General features: G+C 46.3%; 20 protein-coding genes. 19 read left to right on the plus strand and 1 reads right to left on the minus strand.

The window, feature by feature from the left end:
• The first annotated feature begins 115 nt into the window (after positions 1 to 115).
• The 18 genes from LP667_RS06930 to rsgA all read left to right on the plus strand — a co-directional run bounded on the left by LP667_RS06930 (position 116) and on the right by rsgA (position 15131).
• Complete coding sequence (locus LP667_RS06930) at positions 116 to 928, plus strand: oxidoreductase (RefSeq protein ID WP_021731418.1); 813 nt, start codon at positions 116 to 118, stop codon at positions 926 to 928.
• Positions 929 to 951: 23 nt separating this feature from the next.
• Entirely contained in the window at positions 952 to 1929 is a 978-nt protein-coding gene (locus LP667_RS06935; protein WP_225366458.1) for a helix-turn-helix domain-containing protein, read from the plus strand.
• A gap of 464 nt (positions 1930 to 2393) precedes the next feature.
• Positions 2394 to 2837 carry a 3-hydroxyacyl-ACP dehydratase FabZ gene (fabZ, locus tag LP667_RS06940; protein WP_021731420.1) on the plus strand — a complete coding sequence of 148 codons (444 nt, stop codon included), beginning with the start codon at positions 2394 to 2396 and terminating at the stop codon, positions 2835 to 2837.
• Between the two features lie 71 nt (positions 2838 to 2908).
• Entirely contained in the window at positions 2909 to 3895 is a 987-nt protein-coding gene (locus tag LP667_RS06945) for a beta-ketoacyl-ACP synthase III (RefSeq protein ID WP_021731421.1), read from the plus strand.
• Between the two features lie 56 nt (positions 3896 to 3951).
• A complete protein-coding gene (acpP, locus tag LP667_RS06950; protein ID WP_021731422.1) occupies positions 3952 to 4200 on the plus strand; it encodes an acyl carrier protein in 249 nt (82 codons plus the stop codon).
• 3 nt (positions 4201 to 4203) lie between these two features.
• Complete coding sequence (locus LP667_RS06955) at positions 4204 to 5136, plus strand: ACP S-malonyltransferase (RefSeq protein ID WP_021731423.1); 933 nt, start codon at positions 4204 to 4206, stop codon at positions 5134 to 5136.
• Entirely contained in the window at positions 5123 to 5851 is a 729-nt protein-coding gene (gene fabG / locus LP667_RS06960) for a 3-oxoacyl-ACP reductase FabG (protein ID WP_033609445.1), read from the plus strand. The genes LP667_RS06955 and fabG overlap by 14 nt, the downstream gene beginning before the upstream one ends.
• A gap of 17 nt (positions 5852 to 5868) precedes the next feature.
• Positions 5869 to 7101, plus strand: a complete 1233-nt coding sequence (gene fabF / locus LP667_RS06965; RefSeq protein WP_021731425.1) for a beta-ketoacyl-ACP synthase II — start codon at positions 5869 to 5871, stop codon at positions 7099 to 7101.
• Positions 7098 to 7559 carry an acetyl-CoA carboxylase biotin carboxyl carrier protein gene (locus LP667_RS06970; RefSeq protein WP_021731426.1) on the plus strand — a complete coding sequence of 154 codons (462 nt, stop codon included), beginning with the start codon at positions 7098 to 7100 and terminating at the stop codon, positions 7557 to 7559. The genes fabF and LP667_RS06970 overlap by 4 nt, the downstream gene beginning before the upstream one ends.
• Positions 7559 to 7972: a 3-hydroxyacyl-ACP dehydratase FabZ family protein gene (locus LP667_RS06975; RefSeq protein ID WP_021731427.1), complete on the plus strand. Its 414-nt coding sequence runs from the start codon at positions 7559 to 7561 to the stop codon at positions 7970 to 7972. Before LP667_RS06970 ends, LP667_RS06975 begins: the two co-directional genes overlap by 1 nt.
• 14 nt (positions 7973 to 7986) lie before the next feature.
• Complete coding sequence (accC, locus tag LP667_RS06980; protein ID WP_021731428.1) at positions 7987 to 9375, plus strand: acetyl-CoA carboxylase biotin carboxylase subunit; 1389 nt, start codon at positions 7987 to 7989, stop codon at positions 9373 to 9375.
• On the plus strand, positions 9344 to 10186 hold the full coding sequence (locus LP667_RS06985) for an acetyl-CoA carboxylase carboxyltransferase subunit beta (protein ID WP_021731429.1): 843 nt from the start codon (positions 9344 to 9346) through the stop codon (positions 10184 to 10186). The genes accC and LP667_RS06985 overlap by 32 nt, the downstream gene beginning before the upstream one ends.
• Positions 10179 to 10949 (plus strand): acetyl-CoA carboxylase carboxyltransferase subunit alpha, encoded by a 771-nt coding sequence (gene accA / locus LP667_RS06990; RefSeq protein WP_021731430.1) that lies wholly within the window; start codon positions 10179 to 10181, stop codon positions 10947 to 10949. The genes LP667_RS06985 and accA overlap by 8 nt, the downstream gene beginning before the upstream one ends.
• A gap of 20 nt (positions 10950 to 10969) precedes the next feature.
• A complete protein-coding gene (gene fabI / locus LP667_RS06995) occupies positions 10970 to 11728 on the plus strand; it encodes an enoyl-ACP reductase FabI (protein WP_021731431.1) in 759 nt (252 codons plus the stop codon).
• Positions 11728 to 12270, plus strand: coding sequence for a 4'-phosphopantetheinyl transferase family protein (locus tag LP667_RS07000; RefSeq protein WP_021731432.1), 543 nt, complete (start codon positions 11728 to 11730; stop codon positions 12268 to 12270). Before fabI ends, LP667_RS07000 begins: the two co-directional genes overlap by 1 nt.
• A gap of 175 nt (positions 12271 to 12445) precedes the next feature.
• Positions 12446 to 12910, plus strand: coding sequence for a GNAT family N-acetyltransferase (locus LP667_RS07005; RefSeq protein WP_021731433.1), 465 nt, complete (start codon positions 12446 to 12448; stop codon positions 12908 to 12910).
• Between the two features lie 399 nt (positions 12911 to 13309).
• Positions 13310 to 13810 (plus strand): acyl-CoA thioesterase, encoded by a 501-nt coding sequence (locus LP667_RS07010; protein ID WP_021731434.1) that lies wholly within the window; start codon positions 13310 to 13312, stop codon positions 13808 to 13810.
• 262 nt (positions 13811 to 14072) lie between these two features.
• On the plus strand, positions 14073 to 15131 hold the full coding sequence (gene rsgA / locus LP667_RS07015; protein WP_021731435.1) for a ribosome small subunit-dependent GTPase A: 1059 nt from the start codon (positions 14073 to 14075) through the stop codon (positions 15129 to 15131).
• 186 nt (positions 15132 to 15317) lie between these two features.
• Here the strand turns inward: rsgA and LP667_RS07020 are convergent, their stop codons facing one another.
• On the minus strand, positions 15318 to 15869 hold the full coding sequence (locus tag LP667_RS07020; protein WP_056988298.1) for a TetR/AcrR family transcriptional regulator: 552 nt from the start codon (positions 15867 to 15869) through the stop codon (positions 15318 to 15320).
• An 89-nt stretch (positions 15870 to 15958) separates the two neighbouring features.
• Here LP667_RS07020 and LP667_RS07025 point away from each other — a divergent pair, with 89 nt between their 5' ends.
• A complete protein-coding gene (locus tag LP667_RS07025) occupies positions 15959 to 17659 on the plus strand; it encodes an MFS transporter (protein ID WP_033609446.1) in 1701 nt (566 codons plus the stop codon).
• Positions 17660 to 17782 lie beyond the last annotated feature (123 nt).

Below are 17782 nucleotides of genomic sequence, written 5' to 3' on the forward strand. Positions count from 1 at the left end.
TCAATCATCATAAAATATGGCACGTAATGTTATGATGATGACGTGATAAATCATTAAGCTGTTGCAACTTTCTATGTAAACTATTGGTATTGATAAAACATAGGAGGTCATTGAGATGGCAGTTATTTTAATTACGGGTGCAAGCAGCGGGATTGGGTTTCAGACGGCGAAGGACTTGGCTCAGCAAGATCATATTGTTTATGGTGCTGCACGCCGACTAGATAAACTTGAAGCGTTGGTACCATACGGCGTCAAACCATTGTCACTAGATATTACCAGTGAAGATTCAATTAGTCAGGCCGTAGCAACCTTAATTGCCAATGAAGGTCGCATTGATATTTTGATCAACAATGCGGGTTATGGTTCATACGGTGCCGTGGAGGATGTTTCAATTGATGAAGCCAAGCAACAATTTGAGGTTAATTTATTTGGGATGGCGCGGCTAACACAATTAGTTTTACCATACATGCGTGCGCAACATCATGGGCGCATTATCAATACGTCGTCGATGGGCGGTCGGCTGGTGAGTTACATGGGCGCATGGTATCATGCTACTAAGTATGCGGTCGAAGCGTTTAGTGATGCATTACGAATGGAAACGAAGGATTTTGGTATCAAGGTTGCAATCATCGAACCTGGTGGGATTAAAACCAACTGGGGATTTATTGCTGCAGACCATCTAGAAGACTCAGCACGTCATAGTGCGTATCAAACACAGGCGACAAAAGCTGCCACTGGTATGCGCCAGCAATATTCGTCGCGAATGATGTCTGATCCTAAGATTATCGCTAAAGCAATCTCTAAGGCGGTCAATCAGCGGCGACCACGGGCACGTTATCTTATCGGTTTTGGTGCAAAACCGCTAGTACTTGCCAAGCTGATTTTACCGACACGCGTTTTTGATTTTATCATGATGCATGTCAGTTAGTGGGAGTGATTAGTGTGAAAATTATGGTTTCTGAACAGTTTCAACGTTTTATGAAAAGTCTTGATGTTGATTTAAACAGCCTGCTTGAAGCTGCCGGCGTTAATAAGGTCGTTTGGCAAGAACAATTGACACTTTCTGATGTCGAGTATTGGCAATTAATGAACGAGTTTGATAATCAACTAACGGATGAAATGATTCTTGGCCTAGGCAATATTACTAATATTAATACGTTTATGCCGTCCTTTTTCGCGGCATTAGCTGCTAAGAATGGTGAACAAGCGATTGAACGCATGGCGACCTATAAATCATTGATAGGTCCGGTTCATTTGAAAATAGTCACTAAGTCAGATGTTGTTAATATCCATATTGTGGGAAATAGTCTTGGCATCGAATTGCCGCGCTTCACGGTTATGACGGAACAATTGTTGTTAATCAGTTTATTACGGGTGGGCACGGGAAAACCAATTAAACCGACTGCGATTGGTAGCAAATATCAATACGGCGCTCAGATTGATGACGTGATCGGCACTCGGTCCCAACGACTGACCGATAATTGTGTTCAGTTTCAAGTCGCGGATTTACAGCGGGCGTTTATCTCGGCTAATAATTCAATGTGGACATTTTTACAACCGGGACTAGATCAACAGAAGCTGGTCATTGAACGCGACCAATCATTGCTTGGAACTGTCCAAGCGCTACTGTTGAAGAAAATCCCTAGTGGCTCCTTTTCAATTGATGAGGTGGCAGCAAGTTTGAATCTCAGTAAACGAACGCTACAACGAAATCTTGGGGCTTTAGGAACAACCTTTAATGACGAGGTCCAAATTGCTCGCCAGACTTTGGTGGTGCCATTGATGAAAGATCAAGCGCTTAGTCTGATTGAAATCAGTTATTTATTAGGGTATGCAGATCCAGAATCATTCTCACGGGCTTTCAAAAAATGGTTCCAGCAAAGTCCATCTATTTATCGGCAACAATTGTCGGGAAGGCTCAAAAACTAACTGGTGGTGCCACCTAGATTGAAAATTAACGGGGATTAAAGCAGATGTACGCGATGAACTTAGGCTGAGAAGCGATTTGAAAATCAATCGGTAAAAAACAATTGTGTTTAAGAATGCATGTTCTTAGGCACAATTGTTTTTTTGCATACTTCAAGTTTGTGCCAAGCGGGAATTAATGTATTTATCATTGCCAACTGAAATCAGAAATAGGAAAAAACTTGATTATAAACTTTATAGTCAAATCGCTAACCTGCGCGGGTTCGTCAGCGGATTACGGCTCCCAAAAATGACCAACAAGAAATTATTCGCAAAAAAATAAAGGTGGGATAAGGCTTATTTTATCGGGATTTAAGAGGTTGAAAAAGTGACATACTATGAATTAATCTACTGAAATCAATTGACAAGGATTGGCCAGACGATTAACTTAATGCCATTCCCAAACGCCGTGAAAGGAGCGACTAATTATGAGCGTGTTAGAAGCAAGTGAAATTATGCAATTAATTCCCAACCGGTACCCAATCTTATTCATGGACCGGGTGGACGAACTAAATCCGGGTGAGTCAATCGTGGTGACGAAAAATGTCACCATCAACGAGTCATTTTTCCAAGGACACTTTCCCGGTAACCCGGTTATGCCGGGCGTATTGATTATTGAAGCTTTGGCGCAGGCCGCGTCGATTCTGATTTTGAAATCTGAAAAGTTTGCTGGTAAGACGGCTTATCTTGGTGCTATCAAAGATGCTAAGTTCCGTAAGATTGTCCGTCCCGGAGATGTCTTAAAGTTGCATGTCCAGATGGTCAAGCAACGGTCGAATATGGGAACGGTCAGTTGTCAAGCAATGGTCAATGACAAGGCCGCCTGCACAACTGATTTAACTTTTATCGTTGGTGCAACGGATTCAAAATAGAAAGGTGGTAATGGCAATTCGGCAATTGTCGTTTGGGAAGATTTTTTAAATATTGCCGATTGTAACTAACCATGACAACTAATTTTTCGATTTTAGCGAGTGCCAAAGCACTTCCTACCACTCAAGTCATGAATCAAGAACTCACGCAATTGATGCCGACTTCTGACAATTGGATCAAACAGCGGACGGGCATCCGTTCTCGCCACATCGCGACTACTGAAACCACTACTAGTTTGGCCGTTTCAGTGGCTCAACAGCTGTTACACCAAAGTCAGTTGGCGGCCACGGCGATTGACTTGATTATCGTAGCGACCATGTCACCGGATTATTTGACGCCGGCGACGGCTCCCCAAGTGCAAGCAGCGATTGGGGCTGAACAAGCGATTGCTTTTGATATCAATGTCGCCTGCGCGGGCTTTGTATATGGGATGCAGTTGGTTCACCAATACTTACAACCAGGCCAGACTGCTCTGTTAATCGGTAGTGAAACGTTAAGTCGGTTGGTGGATTGGCATGACCGCAGTACTGCTGTTCTATTTGGGGATGGCGCGGGTGGCATGTTGATCAGCGCTAACCCATCCCTGATGACTGGGCGCTGGCTTGGGAGTCATTATGCGACGTTTGGTACGGATGGACACTACTTGACAGCGGGACAGCAACCCCGGGTAAATCCATGGTCAGTAGCTACTGATGAGGCGGATGACAACCGTTGGGCCTTTCAAATGAACGGTCGGCGGGTTTACGATTTTGCCACCAAGCAAGTCCCACGTTCGATTGAGCAGGCGTTAATGCAAGCGGATCTCAAATCGAGTGATATTAAGGCATTTGTGCTTCATCAGGCCAATGCGCGGATTGTTGCTAGCGTCGGTCAAAAATTAAATTTGACCTCAGCACAATTGCCCCTGAACATTGCCCAATACGGTAATACCGCAGCGGCCAGTGAACCGATTCTGTTTGCTGAGATGGTTGCCCAACAGCAAGTTCAGCGTGGCGACAAACTTGTCTTTACCGGTTTTGGCGGCGGATTATCCGTCGGTAGTGCTGTAATTGAGTATTAATTGATAACTGAAATTAAGCATTTAAGATTAATCTAAAAATTCTGGAGGAATGAACAATGACTAAAACTGAAATTTTTGACCAAATTAAAAAAATGATCGTGGAACAACTAGATGTGGATGCTGACAAGATTACGATGACGACGAACTTTACCGAGGATCTTGCGCTTGATAGTCTGGATGTTTTTGAAGTGATCGATAAGATCGAAGACGAGTATGATATCGAAATCGAAACGGATGACGCCTTAGCCACGGTTGGTGATTTAGTTAATTATGTGGCGGCTCATCAAGAAGCTAGCGAGGATTAAGTCATGAAAACGGCAATCTTATTCAGTGGTCAAGGACAACAGTTTGCCGATATGGGGACCGATCTTTATCAAACGTTACCAGCGTATCAAGCGACGATCGACGAAGCTAATCAAATATTGGACTGGGATCTGCGGGTAACGGCCGATTGGCTTGATGATGCTGAACGAATGCCAGTTGCCATTACAGCGATGAATATGGGACTGTATCGTGCATTAACAGCACTAACTGATAATTGTCCGACTGTTTTAGCCGGTTTAAGTCTTGGGGAGTATGCGGCGTTAATGGCGGCTGGCGTTCTACCATTCACGGATGGCTTGAAGCTAGTGGCTGATCGGGCGCGGTATATGCAACGAGCAGGACTACAGCATCCCGGAAAGATGGTGGCGGCGCTCAAAGTGACGCCGGCACTGGTTGCAGCTGCTTGTCAAAGTGCGCAAGCAGTGGGGATGGCGTATCCAGCTAATTACAATTTGGCTGATCAGATTGTTATTGGTGGCGATGCAGCTGGTATTCAAGCAGTGACGGCCTATTTAAAAGCGCAGGGCGTTAAACGCGTCGTGCCGTTAGACGTGGCGGTGGCATCACACACACCATTGATGGCGGCAGCCAGCGAAGCGCTAGCTCAGCGTTTACGCTTTATCAACGTCGCAGCCCCTCAGATTCCGGTCATCAGTAATACAACCGTCGCGCCTTTTAGTCGGGCAACCGTCAAGGAGACGTTAGTAAAACAGTTAGTATCGCCGACGCACTTTGCGGCTTGCTTACAACGAATTGCGACGTATGAAGTCGATGAGATTATTCAAGTTGGCCCGGGACATAATTTGGCGACCTTTGCCAAACAAACCTTGCCTGGGGTGCGGGTTTGGTCCATTGAAGACGTGACGGATTGGCAGACCTATTGTCAGGATACGAAGGAGGTACGTGAACGTGGATGAAGTGATTTTAGTTACCGGAGCTGCCAAAGGTATCGGTTTAGCAACGGTTAAACGGCTATCCAGTCAAGGTGCCCGTGTTATTTTAAATGTTCATCATGAAATTGAAGCAACGGATTGGCAAGCATTGACAGCTGAATATCCACGGTTGACGCAATTAGTTGGTGATGTCAGTGATGATCAATCAGCGGCCAATTTAATTGATACCGTAATGACAAATTTTGGCCGTTTAGATGGGCTCGTGAATAATGCTGGTGTGACCCATGATCAGTTGTTAACGCGATTACACGCGGAAGATTTCATGAGTGTGATTCAAACAAATCTATTAGGCACATTCAATATGACCAAATACGCCTTAAAGGTCATGCAGCGACAACGGCAAGGCGCTATCGTTAACGTTGCGAGTGTGGTTGGGCTACATGGCAATGTTGGCCAGGCGAACTATGCGGCTAGTAAGGCTGGTATTATCGGATTAACCAAAACGACGGCAAAGGAAGCGGCTCGGCGGCAAGTGCGCTGTAATGCAGTGGCTCCAGGAATGATTACGACGGCAATGACCGCCCAATTGAATGACCGTGTCACGGCGGCCGCTTTAAGTGATATTCCACTCAAACGCTTTGGGACGCCCGACGAAATTGCTCAAGCAATTGATTTCTTGTTGCACCAGCCGTACTTAACGGGACAAGTACTAACAGTCGATGGTGGTATGACGATATAGATATGGGAGGTTATCCAATGACAGAACGAGTAGTTGTGACTGGAATGGGCGCGGTAACGCCCCTCGGTAATAGTGTTGATGAATTTTTAACCGGGTTATTCGCGGGGCAAGTTGGGATTAAACCCATTACGAAGTTTGACGCGACGCCCACGGGGATTACAGTTGCCGGTGAGGTTAAGGACTTTCGGCCAGAAGAACGAATTGAAAAGAAATTAGCGAAACGTTTAGATTTATTTTCTGTTTACGGCCTATACAGTGCGAGTGAAGCCATGGCGCAAGCCGGACTGAATGAAGCCAATGTTGACCCCGAACGGCTAGGCGTTATTTATGGCTCGGGTATCGGCGGGTTAACAACAATTGAAGCCCAAGTGATCAAGATGCACGACAAGAGCCCCAAACGGGTTTCACCGTTGTTCGTGCCCAATTCAATTATTAATATGGTCGTTGGCAATATTGCGATGCAGTTTAACGCGCAAAATACCAGCCAAGCGATTGTGACTGCGTGTGCGTCAGCAACGAATGCCATCGGTGATGCGTTCGAATATTTGCGTCAGGGGAAAGCAGATGTCGTGATTACGGGTGGCTCGGAAGCTTCGGTCAACGAAATTGGTATTGCAGGGTTTGCATCCCTGACGGCGTTGTCCAAAGCAACCGATCCAGCGTTGGCATCGTTACCTTTCGATCGCCAGCGCAATGGGTTTGTGATGGGTGAAGGGGGTGCGACGTTAGTCTTAGAAACGTTGGCCCATGCCCAAGCTCGGGGTGCTAAGATCCTTGGTGAAGTTGTCGGTTACGGGACAACTAGTGATGCTTATCATATGACAGCCCCCCGACCAGATGGTGCTGGTGCCAAACGTGCCATGAAACAAGCAGTCGCGGAAGCGGGTATCCAACCAGGAGATGTCGATTACATCAATGCTCACGGAACGGCTACCCATGCGAATGATAGTGCTGAAGCCCAAGCGATTGAAGCGTTATTTGGTCAAAATGTCGCGGTCAGCAGTACTAAGGGCATGACAGGTCACTTATTAGGCGCTGCGGGTGCGATTGAAGCCGTTGCAACAATCGGTGCGCTGCAGACGGGCCAGTTACCTGCCAATATTGGTTGTACGGATCAAGATCCGGAGTGCCCAGTCAATTTAGTAACACCTGCGACGCAACACCAAGCCCCAACTTATGCACTGAGCAATTCGTTTGGTTTTGGGGGCCATAATGCGGTGGTCGCTTTTAAGAAGTGGGTGAACGCATGAGTATGACGGATACAGAAGCGATGACTACCCTAATCAAGCAGTTTAATCAATCCAGTGCCCAAGTGATGGACATCAAGACGACCACGTTTGAGTTGCATTTGAATAAACAAGCTGAAACGGTCCAAACGACGTCAACGCAACCACACCAAACAGTGGTCAATACCCCAGTGTCAGCGCCCACACCAACGAGTGAAACGGCGGCCCAAGCGGGAGGGACAACGGTTACAGCACCCTTAGTTGGGGTCGCCTACTTAGCGGCTGATCCGCAACAAGCACCGTTTGTTCAAGTCGGTGATCACGTTAAAGCTGGGGAGACTTTGTGCGTGATTGAAGCGATGAAAATGATTAACGAGGTTCCCAGTCCTGTTAGTGGGACGGTCAAGGAAGTACTAATTAAGAATGCAACTATGGTTGAATTTGATGAACCATTGTTTGCCATTGAGGAGACGACCGCTTAATGGAAGTAATGGATTTAATTCCCCAACGTTTTCCGTTGCAATTATTAGACCGTATCATGACGGTTCAACCAGGTGTTAGTGCGACAGCAGAAAAATTGGTAACCATTAATGAATGGTTTTTTCAGAGCCCAACACTGACCGGCCGGACTATGATCCGACCAGCATTATTAGAAATTTTGGCACAAACGGGAGTCGTGGCTCTATTATCGATGCCAGAACATCACGGTAATAACGTCTTTTTTGGTGGGATTCGACAAGCTGATTTTAAGGCGGATGTTCGGCCCGGCGACCGGCTAGAAGCAATGGTGACGTTAACTAAGTTGCGCCGGCAAATTGGAACGGGTCATGGGGTGATTACCTGTGCCGGTCACGAGGTCGTTAGTGCTGATTTAACTTTTGTAATCCAAGCCTAAAGGAGGTATGGCGATTGTTTAAAAAAGTCTTAGTGGCGAACCGTGGTGAAATTGCGGTCCAAATTATTCGTGCCCTGCATGAGATGGGTATTAAAGCGGTCGCTGTTTATTCGGTGGCTGATCAAGAGAGTTTATTTGTCCATTTGGCTGATGAAGCAGTTTGTATTGGGGCGGGTCCCGTCAACCAGTCATATTTGAATATGCAAGCAATTATTAGTGCTGCTAATTTGACCGGCTGCCAAGCGATTCATCCAGGCTACGGCTTTTTATCTGAAAATGCTGAATTCGCCCAAATGTGTGCGGATTGCCAGTTAACGTTTATTGGCCCACACCCTGAGGTGATTGATCAAATGGGTGATAAGGAAAATGCTCGCCAGACCATGCAACAATTAGGGGTACCAGTGATTCCTGGGAGTCCATCGGTGCTTAAGGATGTTGATGCGGCCCTGCAAGCTGCTCATGATTTGGGTTACCCGGTCATGATTAAAGCCGCTGCTGGCGGTGGTGGCAAGGGAATTCGCGCGGTTAACAATGATCAAGATTTAGCTAAGGCGTTCCGGACAGCTCAGCAGGAAGCACAAGCTTCATACGATGATCACCGATTGTACTTAGAAAAAATCATTGCCCCGGCGAAACACATTGAAGTACAGGTCTTAGCCGATCAACAAGGGCACGTGATTTATTTGCCAGAACGTGATTGTTCGTTACAACGGAATCACCAAAAAGTATTAGAGGAAAGTCCGTGCGCGGCCATTACAACCACTGAGCGGACCAAGTTGGGACGATTAGTGGCTAATGCAACCAAAAAGTTGGGCTATACAAATACGGGGACTTATGAGTTTTTAATGGATCAAGAGCATCAATTTTATTTTCTAGAAATGAATACACGGTTACAAGTTGAGCATACGGTTACTGAAATGGTAACGGGAATTGAATTGATCAAAGCACAAGTAAGGATTGCGGCCGGAATGCCATTAACCATCACCCAGGCAGACGTGCACATTCATGGTGTTGCGATGGAGTGTCGCCTGAATGCGGAGGATCCCTACCACGAGTTTCGACCCCAGCCGGGTAAAATTACCCAGTTGATTTATCCAATGGGGACGCTCGGTGTTCGAATTGATGCTGGAGTAGTCACTGGTAGTGTGATTGCGCCGTTCTACGACTCGATGATTGCTAAGATGATTGTTCATGGCACCGACCGGGAGACGGTGATTCGCAAGATGCACCGTTGTCTACTGGAACTGACGATTGAGGGGGTTCAAACAAATCAAACCTTCTTAGCAGGATTAGTAGCAGATACAACTGTTCGTCGGGGCACGTATACCACGGCCTATATCGAACAAGACTTTTTGAAAGGGTGGTTAAGTGATGCCCAAGCGCAAGTTTCAAGCGCCCACTGAACGGCAGTTAGCTGTTCGCCGGGACTACATTCCGGACGCGCTATTGACGCGATGTCCAGTTTGCCATGAAGATTGTTATACCCAAGATCTTGGTGAGTTCAAGGTATGTCCCCATTGTGATTATGGCTTTCGGTTACCTGCCTGGCAACGAGTTCAACAATTGACGTCACACTTTGAAGAGCGGGATGCTGATCTGAGTGCGCCCATCAGCTTTGATGACCCGGCATACTTGGAAAAGTTGCAACGTGCCAAGTCGGCCACCCACCTGAACGAAAGTGTCCTAACTGGAATTGGAAGATTAGGCGTGCATCGGTTTGGTTTAGGTGTGATGGATACAAACTTTATGATGGGGAGCCTAGGTTCGGCGACGGGGGAAAAAATCACCCGGTTATTTGATGATTGTACGGCCCAACAATTACCAGTCATTATGGTTACAGCCTCGGGTGGTGCGCGGATGCAAGAAGGATCATTAGCATTGATGCAGATGGCTAAAGTGTCAACGGCAGTTGCTAATCATCGTGAAGCTGGATTATTGTATGTTACAATATTAACTGATCCAACGACGGGTGGGGTCACCGCTAGTTTTGCCATGCAAGGTGACATTATGCTAAGTGAACCGCGTGCTTTAATTGGGTTTGCGGGTCGGCGAGTGATCGAACAAACCATTCAGCAGACACCACCAGCCGATTTTCAACGCGCGGAGAGGTTGTTAGCCAATGGTTGGTTGGATCAAATCGTGCCTCGACCGGCTTTACGAAAAACAATACAACGATTATTAACAATCACCCAGGGAGGTCATCAGAATGTCTAAAACAACGGCCTATGAACAAGTTCAGGCGGCGCGTGCCGCTAATAAGATTAGCATTCAAATGCTGATTGATGGCTTGACGGAAGACTTCTTTGACTGCCACGGTGACCGTCAACGGGCTGATGATCCAGCTGTGATCGCAGGTTTAGCAACGATTGCCGACCGACCCGTAACCATTATTGGCATTCAGAAGGGGCAAACTTTAGCTGAAAATCAAGCCCGGCACTTTGGCTGTGCGACGCCTAGCGGTTATCGGAAGGCGCTACGATTGATGCAGCAAGCAGAACAATTACGGCAGCCCGTTGTGACCTTAATTAACACTCCGGGTGCTTATCCGGGGGTTGATGCGGAATATCAAGGGCAAGGTCGAGCGATTGCTGACTGCTTATTAGCGGGATTGCAGTTAAAAGTACCATTTTTGAGTTTGATTGTTGGCGAAGGTGGTAGTGGTGGTGCGCTGGCCCTAGCGTGTGGCGATCAGGTTTGGATGCTAGCAAATAGCACTTATTCAGTGCTGTCGCCCGAAGGCTATGCCACAATTTTATGGAAGCAATCCCAACGTGCGGCTGAGGCTGCGGAAAAAATGCGCTTAACGCCCACAGAACTATTGGCGGACGGCGTTATTGATCGGATTATTCCAGAAGTGGCAACTGCAGCTGATTGTCAGCCACTCAAAGCAGCCATTGACGAAGCTTTAACGGCTTTAACAGCCAAGCCGGTGACGGAACTAGTGGCGCAACGCCAAGCCCGTTATCGACAATTTTAAACAAGTGAGGAATGATAAGTATGGACGGAATTTTAGCGGGTAAGACCATTGTTGTTATGGGAGTTGCCAATCAACGGAGTATTGCGTGGGGGTGTACCGAGGCACTAATGGCACAAGGGGCCCAAGTCATCTTGACTTACCAAAATGACCGTTTGAAACAAAGTTTGCAACGATTTGTGGCGCCGACTGTACCGTTGATTGCCTGTGATGTTGCCGATGATGACAACGTTGACCGGGCGTTTGCAAGTATCAAGCAGCAGTATGGTGCTATCGATGGCATTATTCATGCGATCGCCTATGCGGACAAAGCAACGTTAGAAGGCGAATTTGTGAATACAACGAAGGCCGGGTATGATCTGGCGCAAAATATTAGCGCGTATTCATTGATTGCGGTTGCTCGAGCAGCTCGACCAATGCTCAAATCCGGAGCGAGTCTAGTGACGTTAACGTATTTTGGGTCAGAACGCGCCGTGCCAAATTATAATATGATGGGTGTTGCTAAGGCAGCCCTAGAGGCGAATGTTCGTTACTTGGCCCGTGACCTTGGTCCACAACAAGTTCGAGTAAATGCGATTTCAGCCGGAGCGGTTAAAACGTTGGCAGTTACGGGAATTCATGAGCATCAGCAATTATTAAAACTATCTCGTAGTATGACTGTCGATGGTGAACCGGTAAAAACGCGTGAAATTGGCAACGTGGCCGCCTTTTTATTAAGTGATTTGTCGACTGGGATGACTGGTGATGTGGTATACGTGGATAAAGGGGTTCACTTAAGTTAATGTCAATTAGGCAAGTTACTTTCAATTGGCAGTGGTTAGAATTACCGACCGATGTTACCAGAACAGCGCGTCGGGAAGCGCAGCGCACTGTGAGCCGACAATTGATTCAACAATTATTACCGGTGCCATTGGCTTATCACCGACTGGGACAGCCGTATTTTCCGAGTCAGCCCCAATTAGGCGTCAGTGTTAGTCATACGTACCAGTTAGTGATGGTAGCATTGGGCCCAGGACCACTGGGAATTGATGTTGAACAGGTGCGCCCACATGATTTAGATGCCATTCGACGGGCCTTTACGCCCGCAGAATGGCATCTTTTACAAACCTTATCGGCGCAAGAACGACAGCGGCTGGGGTGGCAACTTTGGACGGCTAAAGAAGCTGTGTTAAAGCTAGTGGGCTGTGGTTTGACCCATGCACCACGTCAAGTTGAAGTACTCGATTTAAAGCATGGACGCGTGCGCTATCAATCTCAGTCATATCAGTTGACGCCCTTGGCATTGCCTGCGACATACGTGGGCTTTTTGGCACAACATGTTTAAATAGGCCTAGTCAAGGATAGCAAGTATCGATATCCTTGACTAGGCCTATTATTGTGATGTTTGGTTAATCTTGGTAATATATTATTGAAATAATGTTGCATGATAGTCAAATATAATCGGTGAAGCAATTACATTTTGACTATCATGAAATTTACTTGATTGAAGGTAGCTTAACATGCAAATTCGCCGTTATCAGGCACATGATTTAAACGAGGTTCTTGCCTTGTTTCAACAAACTGTTAGACAGGTAAATATCCGAGACTATTCGACGGCGCAGATTAAGGCTTGGCTGGGCACTGATTCCGTTACTATTCATCAGCATTGGCAACAACGATTATTGACAACAACGACGATGGTTATATTGGATGGACAGAAGTTAATTGCTTTTGGTAATATCCTAGCTACGGGATACTTAGATTGTCTTTATGTCCATACGGAATATCAGCGTCAAGGTCTGGCTAAGTGGTTGGTGACGACATTAGAAGCATCAGTATCAGTTACCCAATATACGGTTGCGGCTTCAATTACGGCCGTACCATTTTTTGTTGCTCAAGGGTATCATATCATTCGTCGTCAAGAAGTTGTTCGTGCCGACCAAGTATTAACGAACTTTTTCATGATCAAAACTAGTTGTGAGTAGCCAACAAGAAGTTGTAACCAAGCTGTAGACATTATTAGCTGATCTGTGTCAGTCAAATCAGATCTGCTAATAATGTCGGAACGTGACTGCACAGGTTTGAGCCGGCACCCATATCTCGAATGCTGGCCTTCCAGTCGGATAGTCTTCGTATGGCAGACATGGATGTACGCAACTATTAGTGGACTAGGTACCGTTTCTCATGAACAGCAGTTTTTTAAATTAACTGTCAGACTGATTATAATTGCGATAACTCAGCTAGTTTTGGGAATCGAACTAAGTGTACAATATTGCCGACGAACAGGATTCATCTAATTAGTGCGTTTTAATCAAATTCATGTCAATAAATATATGCATAATACAAAACCAGTCTAAAAATAATAAGGATGATGAGGTGTACCCATGGAACCCATTCAAATTTCACAGACTTTATCAATTAGCAATCACCGTGTGTTTTCCGCGGATCTGAATGAGCATGATACAGTTTTCGGCGGCAAAATCCTGGCGACCATTGATGATAATTCATCAATTGCGGCATCGCGAGTAGCGCGGATTGAGACGGTGACCGTATCAATTGATCAAGTCAATTTTTTGTTGCCATTCCGGTTACAGGACTCAATGTGCGCGGAATCTTACGTTTCGGGCGTCGGTCATCGGTCAATCGAGGTGTTTACTAAAATTATTGGCGAACATTTGAAGACGGGGGAACGTTTTTTGGGCTTAACTTGTTTTTCAACGTTCGTGGTAACGGATCGCAATATTGAATTACCAGCGCTAGTGGCCGATAAGCCAGAATATGCATTTGTTGCACATGGTTATCAGGAACGCCAGGTGACTCGGCTGACTAAGCTAAAACGCCAACAAGATTTCAATGCGCACATTAGCGTTGATTTGCCTTGGTGAATGGATTTTGGTTGACAATGTTGGTAAGCCTTGTTAAATTATAACTATCAAATATAGGAGGGGTGTTTTATGTCGGTCATTCGTTAGGGCGTTGTTGAACGAAAAAAGTGGGTCAGACCCGCTTGGTTTCGTGTACCCTAATGTGACGAATGACCACGGCATGTGAACACGCCGCACGGTTTTTGCGCACAGTGGGATAAACTGGGCGCATTTTTTATTCGCAGAGCATCAGGGTGAGTCACTTTGCGAAAGGATTATAAAATTGACAATTAATTTAACTAAATATGGATTGACGACCGCAGTTGAAACAACCAGTCTTAAAGAAGACGGACAAATGCTCGGTCGCGTTATTAGCCAACACCGTGATTTATACCAAGTCATCACGGCCACTGGCGAACGGCAAGCTCGGGTTACCGGAAAACTAGCCCATGCCGCAACAAGTCCAACGGCGTTTCCGGCTGTTGGTGATTGGGTTCAGGTGTGTCCAACTGCTGATGATCAGGCTCAGATTGAAGCTATCCGACCACGTCAAAGTGTCTTGGCACGGGGAGCAGTGAATCAGCATGATGGTCAAATCATTGCGACTAATATCAACACGATTTTTATTTGTATGTCACTGAATGCGGACTTTAATGTGCGACGCGTAGAGCGTTATCTGACGATTGCGTGGGATAGCGGTGCGTTACCGGTGATCATCTTAACAAAGGCAGATGTCTGTACGGATTTAGCGGCTAAGTTACGGGCCGTGGCGGACGTGAGTGTTGGCGTGTCAACGATAACGTGTTCAGCCGAGACGGGCCAAGGATTGGATGACTTGCAACCATACCTAACGACTGGTCAAACGGTGGCCTTTGTAGGCTCTTCGGGGGTTGGTAAGTCGACTTTAATTAACCGGTTACTCGGACAAGATGTCTTGACGACGAAAACGATTCGTGAAGATGATGATAAAGGACGGCACACAACGACGAGTCGGCAATTGATACCTCTACCTACAGGCGCCTGTGTGATTGATACGCCGGGAATGCGTGAACTGCAAATCTTTGTGGGCGATTTAGATCAAACTTTTGCGGAAATTGCAACGTTATCAGCGCAGTGTAAGTTTAATGATTGTACCCATACCAGTGAACCTGGGTGTGCCGTACGAGCAGCCGTTGAAGCTGGCACGGTGACGGTAGAACGGTTACAGAGTTATCAAAAATTACAACGCGAGATGAGTTATCAGGGGCTTAATTCACGCCAGTTAGAACAGGCAAAAATTCAGCGGATGTTTGGCGGCAAACAGGCAATGAAACGTGTCAAGCAGCGCTATCATCGCGACTAACCTGACTAGTAGAAATATAAAATAGTGTGAATTGAATGATAGGAGCGTGCGCCAAAAGGTGGTCTGTAGTAAGCCACCTTTTGGCGCACGCTTCGACAATATTGGCAGAAAAATTGTGTTCGGTTTCTTGAGAAGAAGTCTTTTCTTAAGCGACTGAACACTTTTATTTTTGTCCCCAATCTCTATTCAGGTTGTACTTTCATTGTGGCGTAATGTGAACTTGGTGACCTGTTGAGCGAGATAAGCGGGCGTTTCGACCATGCCATTTTGCTGCCAATGGACGAGTATGTTGACGACGGCGCCCGAAAAATAGGCAGTGTAGTACGGTTGGCGGAGCGCGGCATTGCTCGAACCGATAATGCGATCCTGCTTGATGAGCAACGCGAAGACGGCTTCAAAGCTTTGAATGAAAATCTGGCTTTTTCCGTTTTTGATCAATAATTGATTAGTCGCTGCCATTTGCTGCATGAGGGTGAAATATTGAGTCATCAATACCTGCAGTTTAACCTTCGATTGTCGTGGTAATTGGCGCAAATATTGGAGGATGGCTTGCTTTTGGTACGCTAAAATAATTTGATCAAAGCTCGTAAAATTGCGATAAAAATAAGTACGAGAAACTTGCGCATGCTGACAGAGTTCCGTAATTGAAATGCGACTTAGCGGTTTTTGTAACATGAGCTGTAGTAAGGCTTCATAGACTGCAGCTAAGTTCTGGCGTTTTCGTATTTGTGGGTTCATCGGTAACAACATCTCCATTTTTGTAACGTAAGTATTTATTAATTTCCATTTTACCAGATATACTGCCATTAACTTAACGGGAGGCGGTTATTTTGAAAAAATCGATGAAAGTAATTGCGATGATGATGATTGGGATTTTTCTGTGTATGCTTGATACGACGGTCATGAATATTGCATTGCCAGCAATTCAAACGGGGTTGAACACTGATTTGGCGCACCTGTCGTGGGCATTAAATATTTATACTGTTCTGTTTGCTAGTTTGGCGATTCCACTAGGTCGTTTGGCAGATGTCTGGGGCCGTGGGCGAATGTACTTAATTGGATTAGGGTTATTCGGTATTGGCTCACTAACCTCTGGATTGAGTCTCAGTGTGGGGTTACTGATTATTGGACGGGCCATTCAAAGTATTGGTGCAGCCATCGTTTTTCCGGCTAGTATGACGATTGGCATTCAGAGTGTCACACTTAACAAGCGGACTAGTGTGATTGCAGGGCTGGGCGTGATGCAGGGATTAGCGGCAGCGTTAGGACCAACCATTGGTGGTGCAGTCACTCAGTTTTGGGGGTGGCGGGGCATTTTTCTGATCAACGTGCCATTAGTTGTGATTGCGTTTAGTGGCTGCTTGGTATGGTTATCGTGGCGTCATCCCAGTCATGGCCAAGCGAAACTAGATCTTGGTGGGAGTGCCTTAATCATGACGACCTTATTAGCATTGACCTTGGTACTAGTTAAGGGAAATGATTGGGGATGGACGAGTCGACTGATTATTGGCCTGGGTGTCATTAGTGTGCTGGCACTGTTTGCTTTTATCTGGACGGAAGCCCACGTGGCAGCACCCATGGTTCCATTAGCGCTATTTAAAGACCGGCAGTTTAACGGTGCAGCGTTAGCGACCGTGTTATCAGGGGTCTTTATGGTGGCATTGTTAGTCTTAATGCCGAGCTTCTTCACGAAAGTTCAAGGTAAGCCGGAACTGCTGGCTGCGATTATGATTACGCCAGCATCAATGATGATTTTTATCTTTTCACCAATCAGTGGGTTTTTATTAGCGAAACTTGGTGCGCGGCGCGTAATTTTCAGTGGTAGTCTGGCAATGGTTGCGGGCTATGGTGTGCTTAGTATGATGAATACAAGTCAGTACTGGCAATTTGCATTGGCGGCGTTGTTAATTGGCGCAGGCTACGGCACGATTATCGGACCAATTACGGTGTTAGCGGCTGGTGATTTTACCGGTGAGCTATTGACAGCGTCGCAAAGCGTGATTGGTGTTTTCCGCCAAATTGGGACATCGTTAGCCGTTGCCATCTTCGTGTCAGCTTTGGCGGTGAATTTGACAACTGCTAAGTCACGAGTCAAGTCGTATGCGGCGGTGTCTGTTGCTCAGTTATCGATTTCTAACCAGGCCAAACGCGATACACTGCAAGTAGTTGATCACCAATTGGCGGCCGAGCAAACGGCCCAAGTGGTACATGATCCAATCACAGCGACAAAGACCCGCCGATTGGTTGCAGATCAATATGTTCAGGTGTTAAAAGCACGGTCACTGCAAGCTGCCCCAGTTCGTGTTAAGGCTCAAGTTCATCAGCAGGTAGCGCGGCAAGTTCGAAGTCAGGTCAGGGTAACTAACCAGCGAATTAGAACTGCTGCGACGGCCATCAAGGCTAAAACCAAGATTGAGCTAACAGCCGCTTTTATGCGGCCATATCAAGTCGCCTGGCCATTTACGCTATTGCTGGTAATGACGACTTGGTGCTTTGCCGGTCGTACGCGAAAAAGTGAAAAAGTTTAAGTCACAGTTAGTTAGCTGAGGTGCCATCATAAGATAGCTTGTTGGCTAGATAAGAATAACGGAAGTGATTGTTAATTGTCTATCAGGAGGATGGTTGCTGAAGGACTAGTTTTAATAGCGTGT

Source organism: Lactiplantibacillus paraplantarum (assembly GCF_003641145.1).
In the GTDB taxonomy this organism is placed as follows: Bacteria; Bacillota; Bacilli; order Lactobacillales; family Lactobacillaceae; genus Lactiplantibacillus; species Lactiplantibacillus paraplantarum.